This window comes from Pseudomonas sp. 8O (assembly GCF_902506495.1).
Lineage (GTDB): Bacteria > Pseudomonadota > Gammaproteobacteria > Pseudomonadales > Pseudomonadaceae > Aquipseudomonas > Aquipseudomonas chaetocerotis.
Window position 1 is genome coordinate 1692290 of sequence record NZ_LR733264.1, and the last position, 19655, is coordinate 1711944.

Below are 19655 nucleotides of genomic sequence, written 5' to 3' on the forward strand. Positions count from 1 at the left end.
ACAGCGCAGTTCGGCAGCCCTTATCTTTAGCCGGCCACACCTGTGGCCAACGTCGCTCGGACGGTTCCGGGCGCTTACGTATCCGAGGAAATCATGGCTGACAACGCCAAGCGCCGCTTTGCGCGCATCGATCGTCTCCCCCCCTACGTCTTCAACATTACCGCCGAACTGAAGATGGCCGCACGCCGTCGCGGTGAAGACATCATCGACTTCTCCATGGGCAACCCCGACGGCGCGACTCCACCGCACATCGTCGAAAAGCTCGTGCAGGTCGCCCAGCGTGAAGACACCCACGGATACTCCACCTCCCGCGGCATCCCGCGCCTGCGCCGTGCCATCTCGCGCTGGTACAAGGACCGCTACGAGGTGGAGATCGACCCGGAAAGCGAAGCCATCGTCACCATCGGCTCCAAGGAAGGCCTGGCGCACCTGATGCTCGCCACCCTGGACCATGGCGACACGGTGCTGGTACCCAACCCCAGTTACCCGATCCATATCTACGGCGCGGTGATCGCTGGCGCCCAGGTGCGTTCCGTGCCGCTGGTGCCAGGCGTGGATTTCTTCGCCGAGTTGGAACGAGCGATTCGCGAATCGATTCCCAAGCCGAAGATGATGATCCTAGGCTTCCCTTCCAACCCCACCGCACAGTGCGTGGAGCTGGACTTCTTCGAGCGCGTGGTAACCCTGGCCAAGCAGTACGACGTACTGGTGATTCACGACCTGGCCTATGCCGACATCGTCTATGACGGCTGGAAGGCGCCGTCGATCATGCAGGTACCCGGCGCAAAGGACATCGCGGTGGAGTTCTTCACCCTGTCCAAGAGCTACAACATGGCCGGCTGGCGGATCGGTTTCATGGTCGGCAACCCCGAGCTGGTCAGCGCTCTGGCGCGGATCAAGAGCTACCACGACTACGGCACTTTCACCCCGCTGCAGGTGGCGGCCATCGCTGCGCTTGAAGGCGACCAGCAGTGCGTGCGCGATATCGCCGAACAGTACCGTCAGCGTCGTAACCTGCTGGTCAAAGGCCTGCACGAGATCGGCTGGATGGTGGAAAAACCCAAGGCCTCGATGTACATCTGGGCCAAGATTCCCGACGCCTACGCCCACTTGGGCTCGCTGGAGTTTGCCAAGAAGCTGCTGGCAGAAGCCAAGGTCTGCGTCTCACCTGGCCTGGGGTTTGGCGACTATGGCGACGACCATGTGCGCTTCGCCCTGATCGAGAACCAGGACCGCAGCCGTCAGGCGCTACGCGGTATCAAGGCGATGTTCCGAGCAGACGGCCTGCTGCCGGGCAAGCCGGCCAAGACCGAGACCGAGACCGAGTAAGCATTGAAGGGCGCCGTGAGGCGCCCTTTCTGCATGGGCATGGAAACCGACAAGTTCTGCGACAATTCAGGACGTTACGCACGCCAAGCGGTAGTTTCGAGCAATTGCCCGGCAGAGTGAACGCCCGTACACTGCGCGCCCCTCCCTCTGACGGTTTTCCCCAATGCTCTTCGTTTTGCGCATGCTGCTGATGGGCGTGCATTTCATCCTGGCCGGCCTGCTCGGCTTGCTGCTTGGCCTGTGCCGCCCGTTCAACCCTGACAACAGCCGCCTCTGCGCACGCCTTTATTCGCTGCCCGCCCTGTGCCTGCTGCGCCTGAGGCTGAAGACCGACGTACGCCCGCTGCTGGAACACCAGCGTTCCTGCGTGATCATCGCCAACCACCAGTCCAACTTCGATCTCTACGTGCTTGGCCGCGTGGTACCGGAGCGCACCGTGAGCATCGGCAAGAAGAGCCTCAAATGGGTGCCATTCTTCGGTCAGCTCTACTGGCTGGCCGGTAACGTGCTGATCGATCGCAGCAATGCCGTCGCGGCCAAGCGCGCAATGCTGACCACCACCGAAACCCTGCGCAATCGCGACACCTCGATCTGGGTCTTCCCGGAAGGTACGCGCAATCTTGGCCGAGGCCTGCTGCCGTTCAAGAAAGGCGCGTTTCAGATGGCGATCACGGCCGGCGTACCGATCATCCCGGTATGCGTGAGCAACTACAGCAAGGCCATGCGCCTGAATCGCTGGAACAGCGGCCGCATCCTGATTCGCTCGCTACCAGCAATCCCCACTACCGGTCTGAGCCTGGACGACATGCCCGCACTGATGGAGCGCTGTCAGCAGGCCATGAGCGAATGCATCAGCAGCATGGACAAGGAGCTGGCGTCTGCGTGAGCCGTGACGCGGGATGCCGTTGCGAGCAGGCAACCCGCGCCAGCTATCAAATTCATCGATAGTTACTCTGCAGAGCATCCATTATTCAATCGAAATGACTTCGGCGATTCTGTGCCCACGCCAACTCCTGACCTGGAGCACAGAATATGTCCCGCCTCTCTCAAGCGGCCCGCAACGGCGCCCTCGCTGCCATCGGCCTCTACCTGATCAGCACCTCGACGGTGCTGGTGGTGAGTTACGCCACCTTGCAGCCAAGCACTCCAACCGTTGAACAACCGGGCCCACTGCAAAGCCTGATCACTCATTTGCCCGCCCTGCTCGGCGCGCTCTCGCAGGGCTGAGTGAACGGCCATGATCAGAACTCAACGCACTCGCCTGCTGATGCTCGCCAGCCTATCCCTGCTGACCACACTGCTCGCACTCAGCGGTATTGGAAAAGGCTCGGCCGGCGCCGTGGCACGCAATATCGAATGCAGCCACAAACTGGCTCACCACCTGGACCTGGCCGAAAGTCTCAAGCGGCAACGCAGCAGCCCACCGCCGGGCAGAAGCGAACAACTCTCGCCTTACTTCGTGCTCACCCAGCAGGCATGAAGAAGCCTGGAAACCGGGCTTCTTCATGAATCGAATCAGGCTCAGGCTTTGCTTTTCTTGCCTTGAGCGACAAAGCGCATCATCCACTCAGCCACTGCACTGCCCTGCTGCGAGTGTTTGAGGCTGTCCACGCCCTGCTGATAGACCTGCTCACCAAGATGCTGCTGCCGTAGGTCGAGCAATGCCCGCGAGTAGTCGTGAACGAACTCCGGATGCCCCTGGAAGCACAGCACCTGATCCTCGATGTGGTAGGCGCCAATCGGACAGAAGTCGCTGGAGGCAAGCAGCGTGGCTTTCTCCGGCAGGCGGGTGACCTGATCCTGATGACTGATCAACAGCTGCAGCTCATCCAGAGCCGGGCTCATCCACTCGGGTTTGTTCTCCAGGCGATAGCTGTGCACGCCGACACCCCAGCCCTGCTCAGCACGCTCGGCCTTGCCGCCGAGCAAGAGCGCCAGCAGTTGATGGCCAAAACAGATGCCCAGCAGCTTGTCGCCGCGCTTGTAGCGCTCGAGCAGATAGGCCTTGAGAGTCTGAATCCAGGGATCGCTGCCAAAAGAATCGGCCTTGCTGCCAGTCACCAGATAGGCATCGAACTTCTCGCTATCGGGCGGGTAATGGCCCTCCACCACGTTATAGACACTGAACTCTGCCGTAACCGGCTGTTGAGCGAACAACTGCTCGAACATGCGGCCATACCCCTGGTACTGGTCGACCAGTTCGGGGCGGAGGATGTCAGTTTCCAGGATGCAGATACGCAGTGACATGAGGTTTCCTGTGGTGAACACGCGGGCGGGTTATTTGTGCGTTTTTCTTAACACATCATGCAGCCCAATGAAATAGCGCCATAGCCCTGGCCGCCGATAGAAGCCCCACACACCACGTTCCGAGTGGAGCCGGGCCCTCGTCAAGAAATTTTACAGCCTGCCGAACATCCCCCCACCAAGCGCCGTTAGCGCATGAGCGAGCCAAGACCTCGGGACCACCGAAACGACCTGATTGATTAAAAAATGCTCAACAGGTCACAGCACGAGAGCCCATGAACGACGAACGGTTGATCAAAAAATGAACTACAGCGCTTACCATTGCTCTCATAGTCGTGGGCCTTCCCCCGGCTCAAGCACAAACCCTGTCCATCGCTCCATCGCCCCCCGAATCTGGAAGATTCCTTGACTGCAAGAGATTGCGTCGGTGGTTTGCTATTGCCCAGATAAAAGAGGTTTTCTGCAGTTCATGATTACCAAAAAGTGATTAGCGATCAGTAACTACACAAAAAATCAAAGTCAGTGCCAACAAACAAGCTCTGACACGTGGCTATTTTTTATTTATTCTTTGCAGAGTCCGAGGTATCTACATGGACCTTTACACCCTTCTCATTTCCGTTCTCCAGAATAAAGAAGCAATGGAACTATTACGTCTAGGGATCATTTATATACATCTTATCGCCTGCTGCGTCGCCATTGGCCTGATACTGACCAGCGATTTCGCCATGATTAAACAGTTACTCAAAGGTGAAGGTGCCAAACAGTGTCGCGAACATTTGGCACACCTGAAAAGCGTGGTTGGCATCTCGCTTATCGCCCTGTGGATCAGCGGTATCGCCATCATTGCGCTAGACGCTTCCAGCGCCGGTACGCAGTACTTCATGAACCCCAAACTGCAAGCCAAGATCAGTATTGTCGTACTCTTGACCCTCAACGGCATGGTCTTGCACAACGCCGTACTGCCAGCGCTGCAAAAAGCCGGTTCTCTGCTCAAGCTATCAGCGAACATGCGCCACCTGGCTATTTTTACCGGCGCACTATCCGGTGTGTCCTGGTTCTATGCTGCCCTTCTCGGTGTTGGCCGCCCGCTGGCCTGGAAGTATTCACTGGCCGAACTAACAGCAGCCTATCCCCTTATGATTATTGGCGGCACCGTGGCCATGCTGGCACTCACCAACTGGTCGATGAACCGCAGCGAAAAACATCATCACAGCTGGATGCAGAACAACTACGCCTTGGCCACTCGCTGAAACAAAACCATGAACAAGGATGTTCATGTTCACCTCGTCCCGCGCCGTAACTTCTCCCTCATATAACAGCCCCTCGCACAACTCAGCCAAAGATTGCCCCCTGGCCAGAGACGCCACGCAACGTCTTATCAGCATGCTCGATAGTCATCATAAATACCTTTCACTTCTGCGCCTCGTGCATGTGCCGGATGATTTCGTCATCGGGCCCTGCCCATCAGCACAGAAGGAAATCGATCATGAGCATTTACGCTGCACTCGCCAGCTTCGCCGCCGCCTCCGCCTTCCAAGCCACTGCACCGGTTCGTCCCGAGCACGCTGCAACTGCAGCCCGCGACGTTCGTCCGAGCTGAGACAACCCAGGAGAGCAGCCATGTACAGCCAACTCAGCCTGGACGCCTACGGCGTCACCTACGCCCACCTGCAAGATGGCAGCCTGCAGTTCGAAACCGAAGCCGCCCTGCAGCTCGATGATGGCAGCATGCTGACCCTGCGTATGCCGACCCGTCACAGCGAGATGCTGGCGATCCACGAGGCCGTGTGCATTCGCCAGGGCTGGTGCCAGGCAGCGTGAAGTCACGATGATCTAGACTCCTCCGGGTATCTTCAACGGAAAGAGGAACTAGTCCATGCGTACACGCAACCTGATCACCCTGCTCGCAGGCAGTCTCCTACTGGCCGGTAACGCCCTGGCGGACCGCCCCGGCAGTGACTGGATCAGCATTGAGGATGCCCTGAGCAAGGCACGTGCAGCTGGCTATACCGAACTGCACAAGATCGAAGCCGACAATGATGGCTACTGGGAAGGCGAAGGCCTGAAACAGGATGGACGTCTCTACGAGTTTCGCATCGACGGCAAGAGCGGCCAGGTGCTTCGCGACCAGTTGGAAGACTGACCCAAATGGAAACGGCCCTTGCGGGCCGTTTCTCGTTGCGTGCTTGCTGATGCTTGGTGCGCATGGCGCACCCTACGGAGCCCGGCTAAGCCTGCTGCTTAGAACGCCTCGCCCTTGGCGGCCTTCTCCAGCAACAGCGCTGGCGGCAGAAAGCGCTCGCCGTACTGCTCGGCCAGGTACTGCGCACGGGCAACGAAGTCCTTTATCCCATACTGATTGATGAACTGCAGTGCACCGCCGGTCCAGGCGGCGAAGCCGATGCCGAAGATCGAGCCGATGTTGGCGTCGGCCACCGACTTCAGCACGCCCTCCTCCACGCAGCGCACCGTCTCGATGGCCTGGATGAACAGAATGCGGTCGCGCACATCCTCCTGCGAGATTTGCGCATCGGCCCTCTCGAAACGCGCCTTGAGTTCATGCCACAGGTGCTTCTTGCCGCCCGCCGGGTAGTCGTAGAAACCGCCTCCGGCCGCCTTGCCCGGTCGTTTGTACTCACCCAGCATGAGATCGATCACGGCAAAAGCCGGGTGCTCGGGGATGGATTTGCCTTCGGCGGCCAGGTCCTTGATGGTCTGCTGGCGGATATGATTCATCAGGCTCAGCGACACTTCATCGCTGATCGCCAGCGGGCCGACCGGCATGCCGGCCTTGCGCGCTTCGTTCTCGATCATCGCCGCGCTGACGCCTTCGCCCAGCATGGCCAGGCCTTCGTTGGTGAAGGTGCCGAACACCCGCGAGGTGAAGAAGCCACGGCTGTCGTTGACCACGATAGGCGTTTTCTTGATCTGCATGACGTAGTCGAAGCCACGCGCCAGCGTCTCGTCGCTGGTCTTCTCGCCACGAATGATCTCCACCAGCGGCATCTTGTCCACCGGGCTGAAGAAATGCAGGCCGATGAATTTTTCGGGGCGCTGAACCGCACCAGCCAGGCCAGTGATCGGCAGGGTCGAGGTGTTGGAAGCGATCACCGCATCGCTCAATGCAGCGGCCTCTGCAGCGACGGTGACCTTGCCCTTGAGCGCACGGTCCTCGAACACAGCTTCGATGATCAGGTCACAGCCCTCGAAGTCTGCCTCGCTATCGGTGGCCTTGATCAGCGCCAGGAAGGCTTCGCGTTGATCGGCGCTCATATGGCCCTTGCCGACTTTCTTGTCCAGCAGCTTGGCCGAGTAGGCCTTGCCCTTCTCCGCAGCTTCGACGGAAACATCCTTGAGCACCACTTCGATGCCGGCCGCTGCCGATACGTAGGCGATACCGGCGCCCATCATGCCGGCACCGAGCACGCCGACCTTCTTCGTCTGGGTTTTCGGGTAGCCCTGCGGGCGCGAGCCACCGGCGTTGATCTCGTTCAGTTGGAACCAGAAGGTGCCGATCATGTTCTTCGCCACCTGACCGCAGGTCAGCTCCGTGAAGTAGCGCGCCTCGATGATCTGAGCGGTATCGAAGTCGACCTGCGCACCTTCTACGGCCGCGCACATGATCTTCTCCGGTGCCGGGAAGCAGCCCTTGGTCTTGTCGCGCAGCACGCTCGGGGCGATGGCCAGCATCTGCGCCACATTCGGCGAGCTCGGCGTACCACCGGGGATCTTGTAGCCCTGCACGTCCCACGGTTGCTTGGCAGCCGGGTTGGCCGCGATCCAGGCACGCGCTTTGGTCAGCATCTCGTCACGGTCGCTGGCCAGCTCGTGGATCAGCCCGGCCTTGAGGGCCACATCAGGGCGTACCTTCTTGCCCTCAGCCAGGTACGGCAGCGCCTTTTCCAGGCCGAGCAGGCGCACCATGCGCACCACACCGCCGCCGCCGGGGAGCAAGCCCAGGGTGACTTCAGGCAGGCCAAGCTGCACGTGGCTCTCGTTGAGGGCAATGCGGTGGTGGCAGGCCAAGGCGATTTCCCAACCGCCGCCCAGCGCCGCACCGTTGATGGCGGCGACCACCGGCTTGCCGAGGGTTTCCAGGCGACGCAGTTGACCCTTGATCTTCAGGATCATCTCGTAGAAGTCTTGGGCCTCGGCCTGGGTGACCTTGATCAGCTCGTTGAGATCGCCGCCAGCAAAGAAGGTCTTCTTCGCCGAGGTGACGATCACCCCGGCGATCGAATCCTTTTCCGCTTCCAGGCGATAGACGATCTGGCCCATTGCCTCGCGGTACACCGCGGTCATGGTGTTGGCGCTCTGGCCGGGCATGTCCATGGTCAGGACGACGATATTGTCCTGGCCTTTTTCGTAACGGATGGCGTCAGTCATTTTTGTATTCTCTTCCCAAAGCTGTGGGAGCTGCGCAGGGCGGGTGCAATCCGCCAGCACACTAACGGCGGGTTGCACCCGCCCTACCGATCAGATTCTCTCGATGATGGTCGCGATGCCCATACCGCCGCCGACGCAGAGCGTGGCCAGGCCGTAGCGCAACTGACGCTTTTCCAGTTCGTCGAGCAACGTGCCGAGGATGGCGCAACCGGTGGCGCCCAGCGGGTGGCCCATGGCGATGGAGCCGCCGTTGACGTTGACCTTGTTCTCGCTCACGCCCATGTCCTTCATGAACTTCATCACTACCGAGGCGAAGGCCTCGTTGACCTCGAACAGGTCGATGTCGTCGATGGACAATCCGGCCTTGGCCAGTGCCTTGCGCGTAGCCGGTGCGGGGCCGGTGAGCATGATGGTCGGGTCGGTGCTGGTCACCGCCGTGGCGACGATGCGCGCGCGCGGTTTCAGACCCAGCTCCTTGCCCTTGGCCTCGGAGCCGATCAGCATCAGCGCGGCGCCATCGACGATGCCGGAGCTGTTGCCCGGCGTGTGCACGTGCTCGATGCGCTCGACATAGCTGTATACGCGCAGCGCGGTGGAGTCGAAGCCCATCTGCCCCATCATCTCGAAACTCGGTTTGAGCTTGCCCAAACCTTCCAGAGTCGAGTCGCCGCGAATGAACTCGTCATGGTCGAGCAGCACGATGCCGTTCTGGTCGCTCACCGGCACCAGCGACCTGGCGAACGAACCATCGGCACTGGCACGCGCGGCCTTCTGCTGCGAGCGCAGGGCGAAGGCATCGACATCGGCGCGGCTGAAACCCTCCAGAGTGGCGATCAGGTCGGCGCCGATGCCCTGCGGCACGAAATTGCTGTGAATGTTGGTTTCCGGGTCCATCACCCAGGCGCCGCCGTCCGAGCCCATAGGCACGCGCGACATGGACTCCACGCCACCGACCACCACCAGATCCTCGAAGTCGGAGCGCACCTTCATCGCGCCCATGTTCACCGCCTCCAGCCCCGACGCACAGAAACGGTTGAGCTGCACGCCGGCGACACTGATGTCCCAATCCGCGACCATGGCGGCGGTCTTGGCGATATCGGCGCCCTGATCGCCCACCGGTGTCACGCAGCCCAGAACGATGTCGTCCACCTGGCTGGTATCCAGGTCATTGCGCGTTTGCAGGGCGTTGAGCAGGCCGGCAACCAGCTGGACGGGTTTGACGCTGTACAGCGCACCGTCCTTCTTGCCCTTGCCACGGGGCGTGCGCACCGCGTCGAAAATATATGCTTCGGTCATGGCGTCCTCGGAGACTATTACGGCGCTGGCGGAACATCATGCCCTGGCCACGCCTGTTCTTATTGAGCCTGCTTACCATAACGCCGGGACATCAGCGCTCAATGACCTAAGCGCTCAGCACCATTGACCGCTGAGCTCAGACGAACGGTCGTTTGCTCGAACTGACAACTGCAAGGGCGAGCAAGCCGTCTGCCTCAAGGTCTGCGGCATGTTCAACGATGACGCACATAGCTCGACCTTTCTAGAAAGCCTTGGCTAGAAACCAAGTCATCTAAGTAGGTTGTGACGCCAACCCTAGAGTTATTCATACGCGCAGCAGAAAGCGGCGCGGTGAGCCGCCGCCGGGTCATGCCGGGGTGGTGAATCAGAACAACGCCCAGACGTGACGCAGCGACCCGCCAGGCAGTGCGGCAGGCGCCCGACGCCACCCCCATAACAAAAAATTGCCGGGAGCAATTCTTGACGTCGCTGGCGACGACCCGAAGGGTTGACGTCAGGGATGGCAGGCAACAACAAAAGGCATACGGCCATGTTCAAACAGCCGAAATACCGCCAGGCTGGCGTCATCCTTTTCGCCACGGCGGTCATCCTGATCCTTCCCAATCTGACCCGTCTGGTCAGTTGAACCTCCACAGCTCCCGCCACTGTGCCGACGCCGTAGCGCGCTCAGCGCAGTGCGGGTATCCACCACGCCAATAGCAGCGGAATCAGCACGAAGGCCAGCAGCGTCGAACAGAGCACCAGACTGGCGACCTGCTCCGGTGAACGACCGGCGCGCACGGCGAACAGGTAGTTGAACACCGCCACCGGCATCGACGATTGCAGCACCAGTACGGCATGCGCCAACGGCTGCAGGCCGACAGCCCAGCCGATGATCCAGCCCAGTGCCGCACCACAGAGAATGCGCAGCAAGCCCAGCAACAGGCCATTGCCCAGATGCTGCACACGAATACTGGCCAGCGAAACGCCCAGCGTGATCAGCATCATGGGAATGGTCATCCCACCCAACAGGTCGACAGTGTTGGCCAGCCAGCGCGGCAGTTCGAAATCGAGAAACAGCACCGGAAGCACCAGCGCCAGACTGATCATGATCGGGTTGAGCAACAAGCCCTTGAGTGAACCCTCAGCCCCGGACAGCAGCATACCGATACTGAAATGCCCCACCGACAGCACCAGGAAGAACGCCACCGCCAACGCCAGGCCGGGCTCACCGAAGGCGAAAAGCGCCATCGGCAGGCCCATGTTGCCCGAGTTCGGGAACAGGTAGGCCGGCACCAGGACTTTCCAGTCGATGGCGAACAAACGACTCAGCAACCAGCCAATCGTGCCCATGGCACAGGTCACCAGTACACAGGCCAGCGCCATCTGCGAGAACGCGCCAAGATCCAGCTCCGCCCGGCTCAGTGTCGACAGCACCAGGCAGGGCGTGCCGATATTGAGTACCAGGCGCGCGACGAAATCGGTGGGATAGGCGTGACCGCTGCGCACCCAGCCATAGCCAATGCCTGCAGCAATCAAAACCGGGGCCAGAACAGCGAAAAGCTCGGCTAACATCTACTACTCCCGTCACGTCGAGCGAGGCATCCTAGACTGCACGAAAGGCTCGGGCAATGATGCCGGGTTCATCAATTTACTCTGGAGTACGCCATGCGCCTGATTCTCTTACTCTCCGGCCTGCTCGTTCTGTTCACTGCCCAAGCAAGTGGAATCGACCAGACAGCGGCCATTTCCGCTCTGCAGCAAAGCGATAGCCTGCTGATCGATGTACGCAGCGCCGAGGAATTCGCAGAGGGCGCGCTGCCTGGTGCGATCCGCATCGGCCACGAAGATATCGCCGCGCACATCGCCAGCGTCGCCCCGGATAAAGATCGGCCGCTGGTGTTGTATTGCCGCAGCGGACGTCGCTCGGCCCTGGCCCAGCAGAGCCTGGAAGAAATGGGCTACACCCGGGTGATCAATGCCGGCGCCTATGACGAGCTGCTGCCATTGCTGAACAACGACGAATGAAAGCCGCCCTGCTTCTGACGTTGACCATCCTGAGCAGCGTTGCGCAGGCTGCCGAGTTCGAGGTGCAGCTCAACAACGGCCAGCACACGTGGAGCAGCAGTGAACTGCTGAACCACCCGCAAGCTCGGGATATCGATATCGCCAATGACGTCAGCTACAAGCGTCCCATGCAGTACCGCGCCGTTCCAATAAATGCATTGCTGGAGGGTGTTGCGCCCGGCGACCACCTGCAGGCTGTGGCCCAGGACGGCTTTGCCGCAGAACTACCCGCTGCGATCCTGCTGGCCAAGGAAGGAGCGAAAGCCTGGCTGGCCATCGAAGATCCACAACATCCCTGGCCACCGCTGGCCAAGGGTAAACCCAGCGCCGGTCCCTTCTATCTGGTCTGGACCGATCCCGCCGCCAGCCAGATCGGCCCGGAGCAGTGGCCATTTCAGGTCGCCAGGATTCGTCAGTTGGCGCCCGTCGAGCAGCGCTTCCCTGCCCTGCTACCGGCCACGGATGCAGACTCTGAAATCCAGGCAGGCTTCGCCGCCTATCAGAAGAACTGCATGGCTTGCCATCGCCTCAATGGCGCGGGCGACTCCGAGTTCGGCCCAGACCTGAACATCCCGCACAGCCCGACCGAATACTTCACAGGCGATTTTCTACGCCAGTACATCCGTGCCCCGCAGAGCCTGCGGCGCTGGCCGCAGGGGCGCATGCCGGCGTTCAATGAGCAGGTATTGCCACCTGCTGAGCTAGAACAATTGATCGCCTACCTGCGGCACATGGCCCAGCGCAAGAACGCCCTGTAACCCGCGGGTAGGGTGCGCCTATCGGCATCTCACTGCTGGCGTACCTGCAGCAAGGGCGCGACCTGCACCTGCGCGTGCATCTGCTCGCAACCGCCGCCACGGCGCATGCCGCGTACCGGGCAGGCATCGAGATAATCCAGGCCCACAGCCAGCTTGAGGTGACGTTCCGGGCGCGCCAGGCAGTTGGTCACGTCGAAGCTGTACCAGGCGTCGCCCACCCAGGCCTCGGCCCAGGCATGGCTGGCCAGGTGCTCGGCGTCATCGGTGTACAGGTAGCCCGACACGTAGCGCGCCGGCACGCCGAGGCTACGCGCGCAGGCGAGGAAGGCATGGGTGTGATCCTGGCAAACGCCACGCCGGCCAGCGAAAGCCTCGGCGGCACTGGTGTCCACCTCGGTGATGCCCGGCTGGTAGGCGATATGGGCATTGAGCGCATGCATCAGGTCGATCAAACCGTTGCGATCCACACGTGCCTTGCTCTGCTGCGCGGCGAACTCGCGGATGGCGTCGTCGGCCTGGGTCAGTCGGGTGAAACGCAGGAACGGCAGCGCCGACTGGCGCTCATGCTCGGCCTCACAGGTTTCGTCGATGTCCACCTGACCACGGGCGCCGATGACGATGGACTCGTGCGGCTCGTCCAGGGTCAGCACATGCAGGATATTGCCGTAGGGGTCGAGCTGGGCATGCACCGGGCGCGGCAGATCGAGCTGCCAGCTGAGCACCTGCTGGCGCTCGCTGTCGTGCGGGGTCAGGCGCAGGTACTGGATGCTCGCGCGCACCTGATCATCGTAATGGTAGGTGGTGTCATGGCTGATCGAGAGTCTCATGCGACCTCCAGGTAGGACGTATGGATGGTGTTGCCCAGCTGGCGCACCAGCAGGATGAAGTCGGTAAGCCAGGCGTGCAGGCCTTCGTCGAGCACTTCGTCGATGCTGGTGTAGCGCAGTCGCGCATCCAGTTCGGCGGCCAGGCGCTGCGCCGGTCGACCATTCTCTCCAGGTAGACCGGCAAGCATCAGGTTCAGTTCTTCCATGCAGGCCCGCAGCGAGCGCGGCACGTCCGGGCGCAGCAGCAGCAGTTCGGCAACCTTGCGCGTGCGTGGCGAGCCGCGATAGCTCTCGGCGAAGGCCTCGAACGAGGACAACGCGCGCAGCAACGCACTCCACTGGTAGTAGCTGCGCGCCGTGCGCTCTTCCAGCTCGTCGATCTCCTCGCCGAGCATTTCGTAGCGCGCATCGAGCAGGCGCAGGGTGTTGTCGGCCCGCTCGATGAAGGTGCCCAGGCGAATGAAGCGATAGGCCTCGCCACGCATGATGGTGCCGAAGGTGGCGCCGCGAAACAGGTGCGAACGCTCCTTGACCCACTCGCAGAAGCGGCTGATGCCGTAGCGCCCCAGGCCCTGCTCGGCAATGCCGCGCATCTCCAGCCAGCTGGCGTTGATGTTCTCCCACATGTCGGCGGTGATCCGTCCGCGCACTGCATGGGCGTTGCTGCGTGCAGCCTGCAGGCAGCAGTAGATACTCCCGGGGTTGCTGGCATCGAGCGCGAAGAAGTGCAGCATGCGCTCGCCGTGCAGCGGGCCGTGACGTTCCAGGTAGTCGTCCAGGGTGCCGGTGATCAGCAGCGGCATGGCCAACTCATCGAGGCCGTCGCCACGGCCGTCCTGTGGCATCAGCGACAGCGAATAGCTGACGTCGAGCATGCGCGCCAGGTTCTCGGCACGTTCCAGGTAACGCGACATCCAGTACAGATCGGAGGCAGTTCTACTCAACATGATCAGTCCTCCACTACCCAGGTATCCTTGGTCCCGCCACCTTGCGACGAGTTGACCACCAGCGAGCCTTCACGCAGTGCCACGCGCGTCAGGCCACCAGGTACCAGGCGGGTTTCGCGACCGGTCAGGACGAACGGACGCAGGTCGATGTGACGCGGTGCAATGCCGCGCTCGACGAAGGTCGGGCAGGTCGACAGGCATAACGTCGGCTGGGCGATATAGGCCTCCGGTTTGGCGATCAGGCGCGCGCGAAAGCTCTCGATCTCGGCCTTGCTCGCCGCCGGGCCGACCAGCATGCCGTAGCCGCCAGAACCCTGAGTCTCCTTGACCACCAGTTCGGACAGGTTGGCCAGCACGTGGGACAGTTCCTCCGGCTTGCGGCACTGCCAGGTCGGCACGTTCTTGAGGATCGGCTCCTCGTCCAGATAGAAGCGGATCATGTCGCCGACATAGGGGTAGATCGACTTGTCATCGGCCACGCCGGTGCCGATGGCGTTGGCCAACACCACGTTGCGTGAGCGATAGGCTGACAGCAGCCCCGCGACGCCAAGCATCGAATCGGGGTTGAAAGCCAGTGGATCGAGGAAGGCGTCATCGAGGCGGCGGTAGATCACGTCCACCTGACGGGCACCGGCGGTGGTGCGCATGTAGACCTTGTCGTCGCGCACGAACAGGTCAGCACCTTCTACCAGCTCCACCCCCATCTCACGGGCGAGGAAGGCGTGCTCGAAGTAGGCACTGTTGAAGCGGCCCGGCGTCAGCACCACGACCGTGGGGTTGTCCAGCGGGCTGGAACTCTTCAGCGCATCGAGCAGCAGATTGGGGTAATGGTCCACCGGCGCCACGCGCTGCGCGGCGAACAACTCGGGGAACAGGCGCATCATCATCTTGCGGTCTTCGAGCATATAGCTCACGCCGCTGGGCGTGCGCAGGTTGTCTTCCAGCACGTAGTAGCTGCCGTCACCGTCACGCACCAGGTCTACCCCGGCGATGTGCGCGTAGATATCGCGGTGCAGGTCGAGGCCCTGCATGGCCATCTGGTAGCCCTCGTTGGCCAGCACCTGCTCGGCCGGAATGATGCCCGCCTTGATTATGCGCTGGTCGTGGTAGAGGTCGGCGAGGAACAGGTTGAGCGCCTGCACGCGCTGGATACAGCCGCGTTCTACGACGCGCCATTCGCTGGCGGGGATGGAGCGGGGAATGATGTCGAAGGGGATCAGGCGCTCGGTGCCCTGATCATCCCCGTAAAGGGTGAAGGTAATCCCGGCGCGGTGGAACAGAAGGTCGGCTTCTCGGCGGCGCTGAGCCAACAGATCGTCCGGCGTTTCTGCCAACCAGCGGGCAAATTCGCGGTAGTGCGGGCGGACAGCGCCGCTCGCGTCGTACATCTCGTCATAAAAGGTGCGGGCCATGCCGTACTCCTTGTCACCCGGACTTACAGCATCCTCTGCAAGGCCCGAGCCAGCACAATTAATCCTTTAACTTCAAACAGATACCAACAAAACCAAAACAAAATGCACCGAAATAGTGCGGTGCAATGTTTCTGTCATGAGATGCCGCCCCATTGCGTGGCACAACAAAAATCGCTGGTCATGACAGTGCGCGGTGTAGGCAAAAAGCCTGCAGCCCTGCCCAGCAGCGGCCCCGGACACTTGGCTGTCACATTGCGTGACCGACCGGTCAAGCGCAACCGCTTTTGCACCGACTACGCGAGGACCAAGCATCCGCATGAACCTGTGTAGCCCGGATAGAATCCGGGGATGTTCGCGGCATGGACGTGGATGCCATCCAGGCTACGGGAAGCAGCAAGCGGATGAAGCGCTTGCTCAGCCTGCACCAAGATAAGCCGCGATCAATCCCGCTGCCGTCTGCAGATGCTGCTCATGGCTGAAGCCGGATGCCTTCAAAGGCTTGAGGTCATGATCGGCTGCCTGCAGCCATTGCAGCTCGATGGCCGCTGAAAGCTCGTAACCCGCAACGCTCTCGCGATTGCCCAACGCATCGCGCTCACCCTGGATGATCAGCGTTGGCGTACGCAGCTCAGCGAGATGGGCGACTCGTGGCTTTTCCGGTTTGCCAGCCGCGTAAAAGGGATAGCCCAGACAGATCAGCTTCGAGGCGCCCAACTCGTCCGCCAGCAGACTGGCCATGCGCCCACCCATGGACTTGCCGCCAATGGCCACAGGCCCTGCGACTCGTTGGCGCACCTGGGTATGTACTTCGCGCCATTGCTGCAGCAGTTGCGCCTGCGGATTGGGCGGTCGTTTGCGCCCGTCTACCCGCCGCTGGGCCATGTAGGCGAACTCGAAGCGCACCACGCGCACGCCACGTGACACCAGGCCTTGCGCCATGTGTTGCATGAATGCGCTGTCCATCGGCGCACCGGCGCCATGGGCAAGGATCAAGGTAGCCAATGCTGCCTGCGGCGGTTCGTCCCACAACCACGGTAGTCCCTGCTCACATTGACCGGCGTCAATAAACCCAGATGGCCCTTTGCTCATGCTTGCCTCGCGTCGATATCCGTGGTGTTCGTGGCCTGCTCATGCCTAGGGGTGCCACGGGTATCGGACGCTCTGCCATAACCGTGGATGGAAGCCCAGACATGAACACAACAACCCGTTCCGCCTACAACTACAGGGTGGTTCGCCAGTTCGCCATTATGACGGTGGTTTGGGGCATCGTCGGCATGGGACTCGGCGTATTCATCGCTGCCCAGCTGGCCTGGCCCGAACTGAACTTGAACCTACCGTGGACCAGCTTCGGCCGTCTGCGCCCGCTACACACCAATGCGGTGATCTTCGCCTTCGGCGGATGCGCACTGTTCGCCACCAGCTTTTACTCGGTACAGCGCACCTGTCAGACCACGCTGTTCGCACCCAAACTGGCTGCCTTCACCTTCTGGGGCTGGCAACTGGTGATCCTGCTCGCTGCCATCAGCCTCCCCCTGGGCTGGACCAGTTCCAAGGAATATGCCGAACTGGAGTGGCCGATCGACATTCTGATCACCATCGTCTGGGTCGCTTACGCCATCGTGTTCTTCGGCACGGTGATGCAGCGCAAGGTCAGTCACATCTACGTAGGCAACTGGTTCTTCGGTGGATTCATTCTTACCGTGGCCATCCTGCACATCGTCAACAACCTGGAGATTCCGGTCACCCTGACCAAGTCCTATTCGCTGTATGCGGGTGCCACCGACGCCATGGTCCAGTGGTGGTACGGCCACAACGCCGTGGGCTTCTTCCTCACCGCCGGCTTCCTGGGGATGATGTATTACTTCGTGCCCAAACAAGCCGGACGACCGGTCTACTCCTACCGCCTGTCCATCGTCCACTTCTGGGCACTGATTGCCGTATACATCTGGGCCGGCCCGCACCACCTGCACTACACCGCGCTGCCTGACTGGGCGCAGAGTCTTGGCATGGTGATGTCGCTGATCCTCCTGGCGCCCAGTTGGGGCGGCATGATCAACGGCATGATGACCCTCTCCGGTGCCTGGCACAAACTGCGTACCGACCCGATCCTGCGTTTCCTGGTCGTTTCCCTGGCGTTCTACGGCATGTCGACCTTCGAAGGCCCTATGATGGCCATCAAGACCGTCAACGCCCTGTCCCACTACACCGACTGGACCATCGGCCACGTGCACGCTGGCGCCCTCGGCTGGGTCGCCATGGTATCGATCGGCTCGCTCTACCACCTGATTCCCAAGGTGTTCGGTCGCGAGCAGATGCACAGCCTGGCTCTGATCAACAGCCACTTCTGGCTGGCCACCATCGGCACCGTTCTGTACATCGCCTCAATGTGGGTCAACGGCATCACTCAGGGCCTGATGTGGCGCGCAGTCAACGAAGACGGCACCCTCACCTACTCCTTCGTCGAAGCGCTGGAAGCCAGCCATGTCGGCTTCGTGGTGAGGGTGATCGGCGGCGCGATCTTCTTCGCCGGCATGCTGCTGATGGCCTGGAACGTCTGGCTGACCGTACGTAGCGCCAAGTCAATCGAGATGGAAGCCGCTGCGCAGTTCTCGGTAGAAGGAGCCCACTGATGAAACACGAGATTCTCGAGAAGAACATCGGCCTGATGGCGCTGGTGATGATCCTTGCGGTCAGCATCGGTGGCCTGACGCAGATCGTCCCGCTGTTCTTCCAGGACGTCACCAACGAGCCGGTCGATGGCCTCAAGCCCTACACCGCGCTGCAACTGGAAGGCCGCGACATCTACATCCGCGAAGGCTGCGTCGGCTGCCACTCGCAGATGATCCGTCCGTTCCGCGCCGAAACCGAGCGTTACGGCCACTATTCCGTCGCAGGCGAGAGCGTCTGGGATCACCCCTTCCTGTGGGGTTCCAAGCGTACCGGCCCGGACCTGGCCCGTGTTGGCGCCCGCTACTCGGACGAGTGGCATCGTGCGCACCTGTACAACCCGCGCAACGTCGTGCCGGAGTCGATCATGCCCGCCTACCCCTGGCTGGTGGAGCAGAGCCTCGATGGCAAGGACACCGCCAAGAAGATGAGCGTTATGCGCACTCTGGGCGTGCCCTACAGCGAAGAAGACATCGCCGCTGCCAGCGACGCGGTCAAGGGCAAGAGCGAGATGGATGCTCTGGTCGCCTACCTGCAGGTGCTTGGCACCGCCGTGAAGAACAAGAGGTAAGCGCCATGTTCGAGCTAATCGATATCGGCACCCTGCGCGGCATTGGAACCGCGCTGGTACTGATCGCCTTCACCGCCGTCACCCTCTGGGCCTACAGCGGCAAACGCCGCGACGCCTTCACCGAAGCGGCCAACCTGCCCTTCGCTGATGAGCCCAAGCCCGCCGTTTCGAGGACCCAAGCATGACCACCTTCTGGAGCTGGTACATCACCCTGCTGACCGTGGGCTCGCTGGTCGCGCTGTTCTGGCTGATCTTCGCCACCCGCAAGAGCGAAGTGCACAAGAACCCGACCGAGCAGACCATGGGGCACTCCTTCGATGGCATCGAGGAGTATGACAACCCACTGCCCAAGTGGTGGTTCATGCTGTTCCTCGGCACACTGGTGTTTTCCGTTGGCTATCTGCTGCTCTACCCGGGCCTGGGCAACTTCAAGGGCCTGCTGCCGGGCTACGAGGATGGCTGGACCCAGGTCAACCAGTGGCAGCGCGAAATGGATCGTGCCGATGAGCTGTACGGCCCGATCTTCGCCAAATACGCAGCAATGCCCATCGAGGAAGTGGCCAAGGACGAGCGCGCGCTGAAAATGGGCGGTCGCCTGTTCGCCTCCAACTGCTCGGTGTGCCACGGTTCTGACGCAAAGGGCAGCTATGGCTTCCCCAACCTGGCCGACAGCAACTGGCGCTGGGGCGGCGAGCCGGAGACCATCAAAACCACGATCCTGCACGGCCGCATGGGCGTGATGCCGGCACAAGGCCCGATGATCGGCGAAGATGGCGTACGCAATGTCGCCGCCTACGTCCTCACCGAGCTGGGCGGTCGCGAGTTGCCGGCAGATGCGCAGGCCGACGTCGCCGCCGGCAAACAGATCTTCGCCACCCTCTGCTCCGCCTGCCACACCCAGGCCGGCACCGGCATGGCCGTGATGGGGGCGCCGGACCTGACTAAGCCCAGCGCGTTCATCTACGGCAGCAGCTTCGCCCAACTGCAACAGACCATCCGCTATGGTCGCAGCGGCAACATGCCGGCCCAGGGTGACTTCCTCGGCAATGACAAGGCTCACCTGCTGGCCGCCTATGTGCTCAAGCTGAGCCAGGGCGAGAGCAAGTAACCCCTGCACTTCACCGGCGACCGAATCACGGTCGCCGGCCCCTCCTTATATGTGTGCGACCCAG

At 61.5% G+C, this 19655-nt stretch carries 22 protein-coding genes; 14 read left to right on the top strand and 8 right to left on the bottom strand.

The window, feature by feature from the left end; genetic code table 11:
* Positions 1–93 precede the first annotated feature (93 nt).
* The 4 genes from alaC (at position 94) to GV002_RS10535 (ending at position 2809) form a co-directional block, all read left to right on the top strand.
* Positions 94–1329 carry an alanine transaminase gene (gene alaC / locus GV002_RS10520; RefSeq protein ID WP_160018231.1) on the top strand — a complete coding sequence of 412 codons (1236 nt, stop codon included), beginning with the start codon at positions 94–96 and terminating at the stop codon, positions 1327–1329.
* Positions 1330–1492: 163 nt separating this feature from the next.
* A complete protein-coding gene (locus GV002_RS10525; protein WP_160018232.1) occupies positions 1493–2215 on the top strand; it encodes a lysophospholipid acyltransferase family protein in 723 nt (240 codons plus the stop codon).
* A gap of 146 nt (positions 2216–2361) precedes the next feature.
* Positions 2362–2556: a hypothetical protein gene (locus GV002_RS10530; protein WP_160018233.1), complete on the top strand. Its 195-nt coding sequence runs from the start codon at positions 2362–2364 to the stop codon at positions 2554–2556.
* Positions 2557–2566: 10 nt separating this feature from the next.
* On the top strand, positions 2567–2809 hold the full coding sequence (locus GV002_RS10535; protein ID WP_160018234.1) for a hypothetical protein: 243 nt from the start codon (positions 2567–2569) through the stop codon (positions 2807–2809).
* 41 nt (positions 2810–2850) lie between these two features.
* Here GV002_RS10535 and GV002_RS10540 read toward each other — a convergent pair whose 3' ends face one another.
* Complete coding sequence (locus tag GV002_RS10540) at positions 2851–3576, bottom strand: amidotransferase (protein WP_160018235.1); 726 nt, start codon at positions 3574–3576, stop codon at positions 2851–2853.
* 587 nt (positions 3577–4163) lie between these two features.
* Between GV002_RS10540 and GV002_RS10545 the strand changes: the two genes are divergently transcribed.
* From GV002_RS10545 to GV002_RS10555, 4 genes are all read left to right on the top strand, one after another.
* Entirely contained in the window at positions 4164–4823 is a 660-nt protein-coding gene (locus GV002_RS10545; RefSeq protein ID WP_160018236.1) for a hypothetical protein, read from the top strand.
* 236 nt (positions 4824–5059) lie between these two features.
* Complete coding sequence (locus GV002_RS24445; RefSeq protein ID WP_306109746.1) at positions 5060–5173, top strand: PA2485 family small membrane protein; 114 nt, start codon at positions 5060–5062, stop codon at positions 5171–5173.
* A gap of 20 nt (positions 5174–5193) precedes the next feature.
* On the top strand, positions 5194–5394 hold the full coding sequence (gene ptrC / locus GV002_RS10550) for a type III secretion system co-regulatory protein PtrC (RefSeq protein WP_160018237.1): 201 nt from the start codon (positions 5194–5196) through the stop codon (positions 5392–5394).
* A 55-nt stretch (positions 5395–5449) separates the two neighbouring features.
* Complete coding sequence (locus tag GV002_RS10555; RefSeq protein WP_160018238.1) at positions 5450–5716, top strand: PepSY domain-containing protein; 267 nt, start codon at positions 5450–5452, stop codon at positions 5714–5716.
* A gap of 98 nt (positions 5717–5814) precedes the next feature.
* Here GV002_RS10555 and GV002_RS10560 read toward each other — a convergent pair whose 3' ends face one another.
* The 3 genes from GV002_RS10560 to GV002_RS10570 all read right to left on the bottom strand — a co-directional run bounded on the left by GV002_RS10560 (position 5815) and on the right by GV002_RS10570 (position 10809).
* Positions 5815–7959, bottom strand: a complete 2145-nt coding sequence (locus tag GV002_RS10560) for a 3-hydroxyacyl-CoA dehydrogenase NAD-binding domain-containing protein (protein ID WP_160018239.1) — start codon at positions 7957–7959, stop codon at positions 5815–5817.
* A gap of 90 nt (positions 7960–8049) precedes the next feature.
* The gene (locus tag GV002_RS10565; RefSeq protein ID WP_160018241.1) at positions 8050–9255 is read right to left on the bottom strand and encodes an acetyl-CoA C-acetyltransferase; all 1206 of its coding nucleotides are present in this window, start codon (positions 9253–9255) and stop codon (positions 8050–8052) included.
* Positions 9256–9921: 666 nt separating this feature from the next.
* Complete coding sequence (locus GV002_RS10570) at positions 9922–10809, bottom strand: AEC family transporter (RefSeq protein ID WP_160018242.1); 888 nt, start codon at positions 10807–10809, stop codon at positions 9922–9924.
* A 93-nt stretch (positions 10810–10902) separates the two neighbouring features.
* On the opposite strand from GV002_RS10570, the gene GV002_RS10575 reads away from it, so the two are divergent.
* Both GV002_RS10575 and GV002_RS10580 read left to right on the top strand, forming a co-directional pair.
* A complete protein-coding gene (locus GV002_RS10575) occupies positions 10903–11262 on the top strand; it encodes a rhodanese-like domain-containing protein (protein ID WP_160018243.1) in 360 nt (119 codons plus the stop codon).
* Positions 11259–12059, top strand: coding sequence for a cytochrome c (locus tag GV002_RS10580; protein ID WP_160018245.1), 801 nt, complete (start codon positions 11259–11261; stop codon positions 12057–12059). The genes GV002_RS10575 and GV002_RS10580 overlap by 4 nt, the downstream gene beginning before the upstream one ends.
* 29 nt (positions 12060–12088) lie before the next feature.
* Here GV002_RS10580 and GV002_RS10585 read toward each other — a convergent pair whose 3' ends face one another.
* The 4 genes from GV002_RS10585 to GV002_RS10600 all read right to left on the bottom strand — a co-directional run bounded on the left by GV002_RS10585 (position 12089) and on the right by GV002_RS10600 (position 16334).
* Positions 12089–12886 (bottom strand): transglutaminase family protein, encoded by a 798-nt coding sequence (locus GV002_RS10585; RefSeq protein WP_160018247.1) that lies wholly within the window; start codon positions 12884–12886, stop codon positions 12089–12091.
* The gene (locus tag GV002_RS10590; RefSeq protein ID WP_036999933.1) at positions 12883–13833 is read right to left on the bottom strand and encodes an alpha-E domain-containing protein; all 951 of its coding nucleotides are present in this window, start codon (positions 13831–13833) and stop codon (positions 12883–12885) included. Before GV002_RS10590 ends, GV002_RS10585 begins: the two co-directional genes overlap by 4 nt.
* A gap of 2 nt (positions 13834–13835) precedes the next feature.
* A complete protein-coding gene (locus tag GV002_RS10595) occupies positions 13836–15245 on the bottom strand; it encodes a circularly permuted type 2 ATP-grasp protein (RefSeq protein WP_160018249.1) in 1410 nt (469 codons plus the stop codon).
* A gap of 414 nt (positions 15246–15659) precedes the next feature.
* On the bottom strand, positions 15660–16334 hold the full coding sequence (locus GV002_RS10600; RefSeq protein WP_178094645.1) for an alpha/beta fold hydrolase: 675 nt from the start codon (positions 16332–16334) through the stop codon (positions 15660–15662).
* Positions 16335–16435: 101 nt separating this feature from the next.
* Between GV002_RS10600 and ccoN the strand changes: the two genes are divergently transcribed.
* Genes ccoN through ccoP form a run of 4 tightly spaced genes read left to right on the top strand, consistent with a single transcriptional unit; the run spans position 16436 to position 19591 of the window.
* Complete coding sequence (ccoN, locus tag GV002_RS10605) at positions 16436–17875, top strand: cytochrome-c oxidase, cbb3-type subunit I (protein WP_160018253.1); 1440 nt, start codon at positions 16436–16438, stop codon at positions 17873–17875.
* The gene (gene ccoO / locus GV002_RS10610) at positions 17875–18483 is read left to right on the top strand and encodes a cytochrome-c oxidase, cbb3-type subunit II (RefSeq protein ID WP_160018255.1); all 609 of its coding nucleotides are present in this window, start codon (positions 17875–17877) and stop codon (positions 18481–18483) included. The genes ccoN and ccoO overlap by 1 nt, the downstream gene beginning before the upstream one ends.
* 5 nt (positions 18484–18488) lie before the next feature.
* Positions 18489–18668, top strand: coding sequence for a cbb3-type cytochrome oxidase subunit 3 (locus tag GV002_RS10615; protein ID WP_160018257.1), 180 nt, complete (start codon positions 18489–18491; stop codon positions 18666–18668).
* Complete coding sequence (gene ccoP / locus GV002_RS10620; protein WP_160018259.1) at positions 18665–19591, top strand: cytochrome-c oxidase, cbb3-type subunit III; 927 nt, start codon at positions 18665–18667, stop codon at positions 19589–19591. The genes GV002_RS10615 and ccoP overlap by 4 nt, the downstream gene beginning before the upstream one ends.
* Positions 19592–19655 lie beyond the last annotated feature (64 nt).

Coding starts and splice junctions, on each gene's coding strand:
- alaC (WP_160018231.1), top strand. CDS start 94: ATGGCTGACAACGCCAAGCGCCGCTTTGCGCGCATCGATCGTCTCCCC.
- GV002_RS10525 (WP_160018232.1), top strand. CDS start 1,493: ATGCTCTTCGTTTTGCGCATGCTGCTGATGGGCGTGCATTTCATCCTG.
- GV002_RS10530 (WP_160018233.1), top strand. CDS start 2,362: ATGTCCCGCCTCTCTCAAGCGGCCCGCAACGGCGCCCTCGCTGCCATC.
- GV002_RS10535 (WP_160018234.1), top strand. CDS start 2,567: ATGATCAGAACTCAACGCACTCGCCTGCTGATGCTCGCCAGCCTATCC.
- GV002_RS10540 (WP_160018235.1), bottom strand. CDS start 3,576: ATGTCACTGCGTATCTGCATCCTGGAAACTGACATCCTCCGCCCCGAA.
- GV002_RS10545 (WP_160018236.1), top strand. CDS start 4,164: ATGGACCTTTACACCCTTCTCATTTCCGTTCTCCAGAATAAAGAAGCA.
- GV002_RS24445 (WP_306109746.1), top strand. CDS start 5,060: ATGAGCATTTACGCTGCACTCGCCAGCTTCGCCGCCGCCTCCGCCTTC.
- ptrC (WP_160018237.1), top strand. CDS start 5,194: ATGTACAGCCAACTCAGCCTGGACGCCTACGGCGTCACCTACGCCCAC.
- GV002_RS10555 (WP_160018238.1), top strand. CDS start 5,450: ATGCGTACACGCAACCTGATCACCCTGCTCGCAGGCAGTCTCCTACTG.
- GV002_RS10560 (WP_160018239.1), bottom strand. CDS start 7,959: ATGACTGACGCCATCCGTTACGAAAAAGGCCAGGACAATATCGTCGTC.
- GV002_RS10565 (WP_160018241.1), bottom strand. CDS start 9,255: ATGACCGAAGCATATATTTTCGACGCGGTGCGCACGCCCCGTGGCAAG.
- GV002_RS10570 (WP_160018242.1), bottom strand. CDS start 10,809: ATGTTAGCCGAGCTTTTCGCTGTTCTGGCCCCGGTTTTGATTGCTGCA.
- GV002_RS10575 (WP_160018243.1), top strand. CDS start 10,903: ATGCGCCTGATTCTCTTACTCTCCGGCCTGCTCGTTCTGTTCACTGCC.
- GV002_RS10580 (WP_160018245.1), top strand. CDS start 11,259: ATGAAAGCCGCCCTGCTTCTGACGTTGACCATCCTGAGCAGCGTTGCG.
- GV002_RS10585 (WP_160018247.1), bottom strand. CDS start 12,886: ATGAGACTCTCGATCAGCCATGACACCACCTACCATTACGATGATCAG.
- GV002_RS10590 (WP_036999933.1), bottom strand. CDS start 13,833: ATGTTGAGTAGAACTGCCTCCGATCTGTACTGGATGTCGCGTTACCTG.
- GV002_RS10595 (WP_160018249.1), bottom strand. CDS start 15,245: ATGGCCCGCACCTTTTATGACGAGATGTACGACGCGAGCGGCGCTGTC.
- GV002_RS10600 (WP_178094645.1), bottom strand. CDS start 16,334: ATGAGCAAAGGGCCATCTGGGTTTATTGACGCCGGTCAATGTGAGCAG.
- ccoN (WP_160018253.1), top strand. CDS start 16,436: ATGAACACAACAACCCGTTCCGCCTACAACTACAGGGTGGTTCGCCAG.
- ccoO (WP_160018255.1), top strand. CDS start 17,875: ATGAAACACGAGATTCTCGAGAAGAACATCGGCCTGATGGCGCTGGTG.
- GV002_RS10615 (WP_160018257.1), top strand. CDS start 18,489: ATGTTCGAGCTAATCGATATCGGCACCCTGCGCGGCATTGGAACCGCG.
- ccoP (WP_160018259.1), top strand. CDS start 18,665: ATGACCACCTTCTGGAGCTGGTACATCACCCTGCTGACCGTGGGCTCG.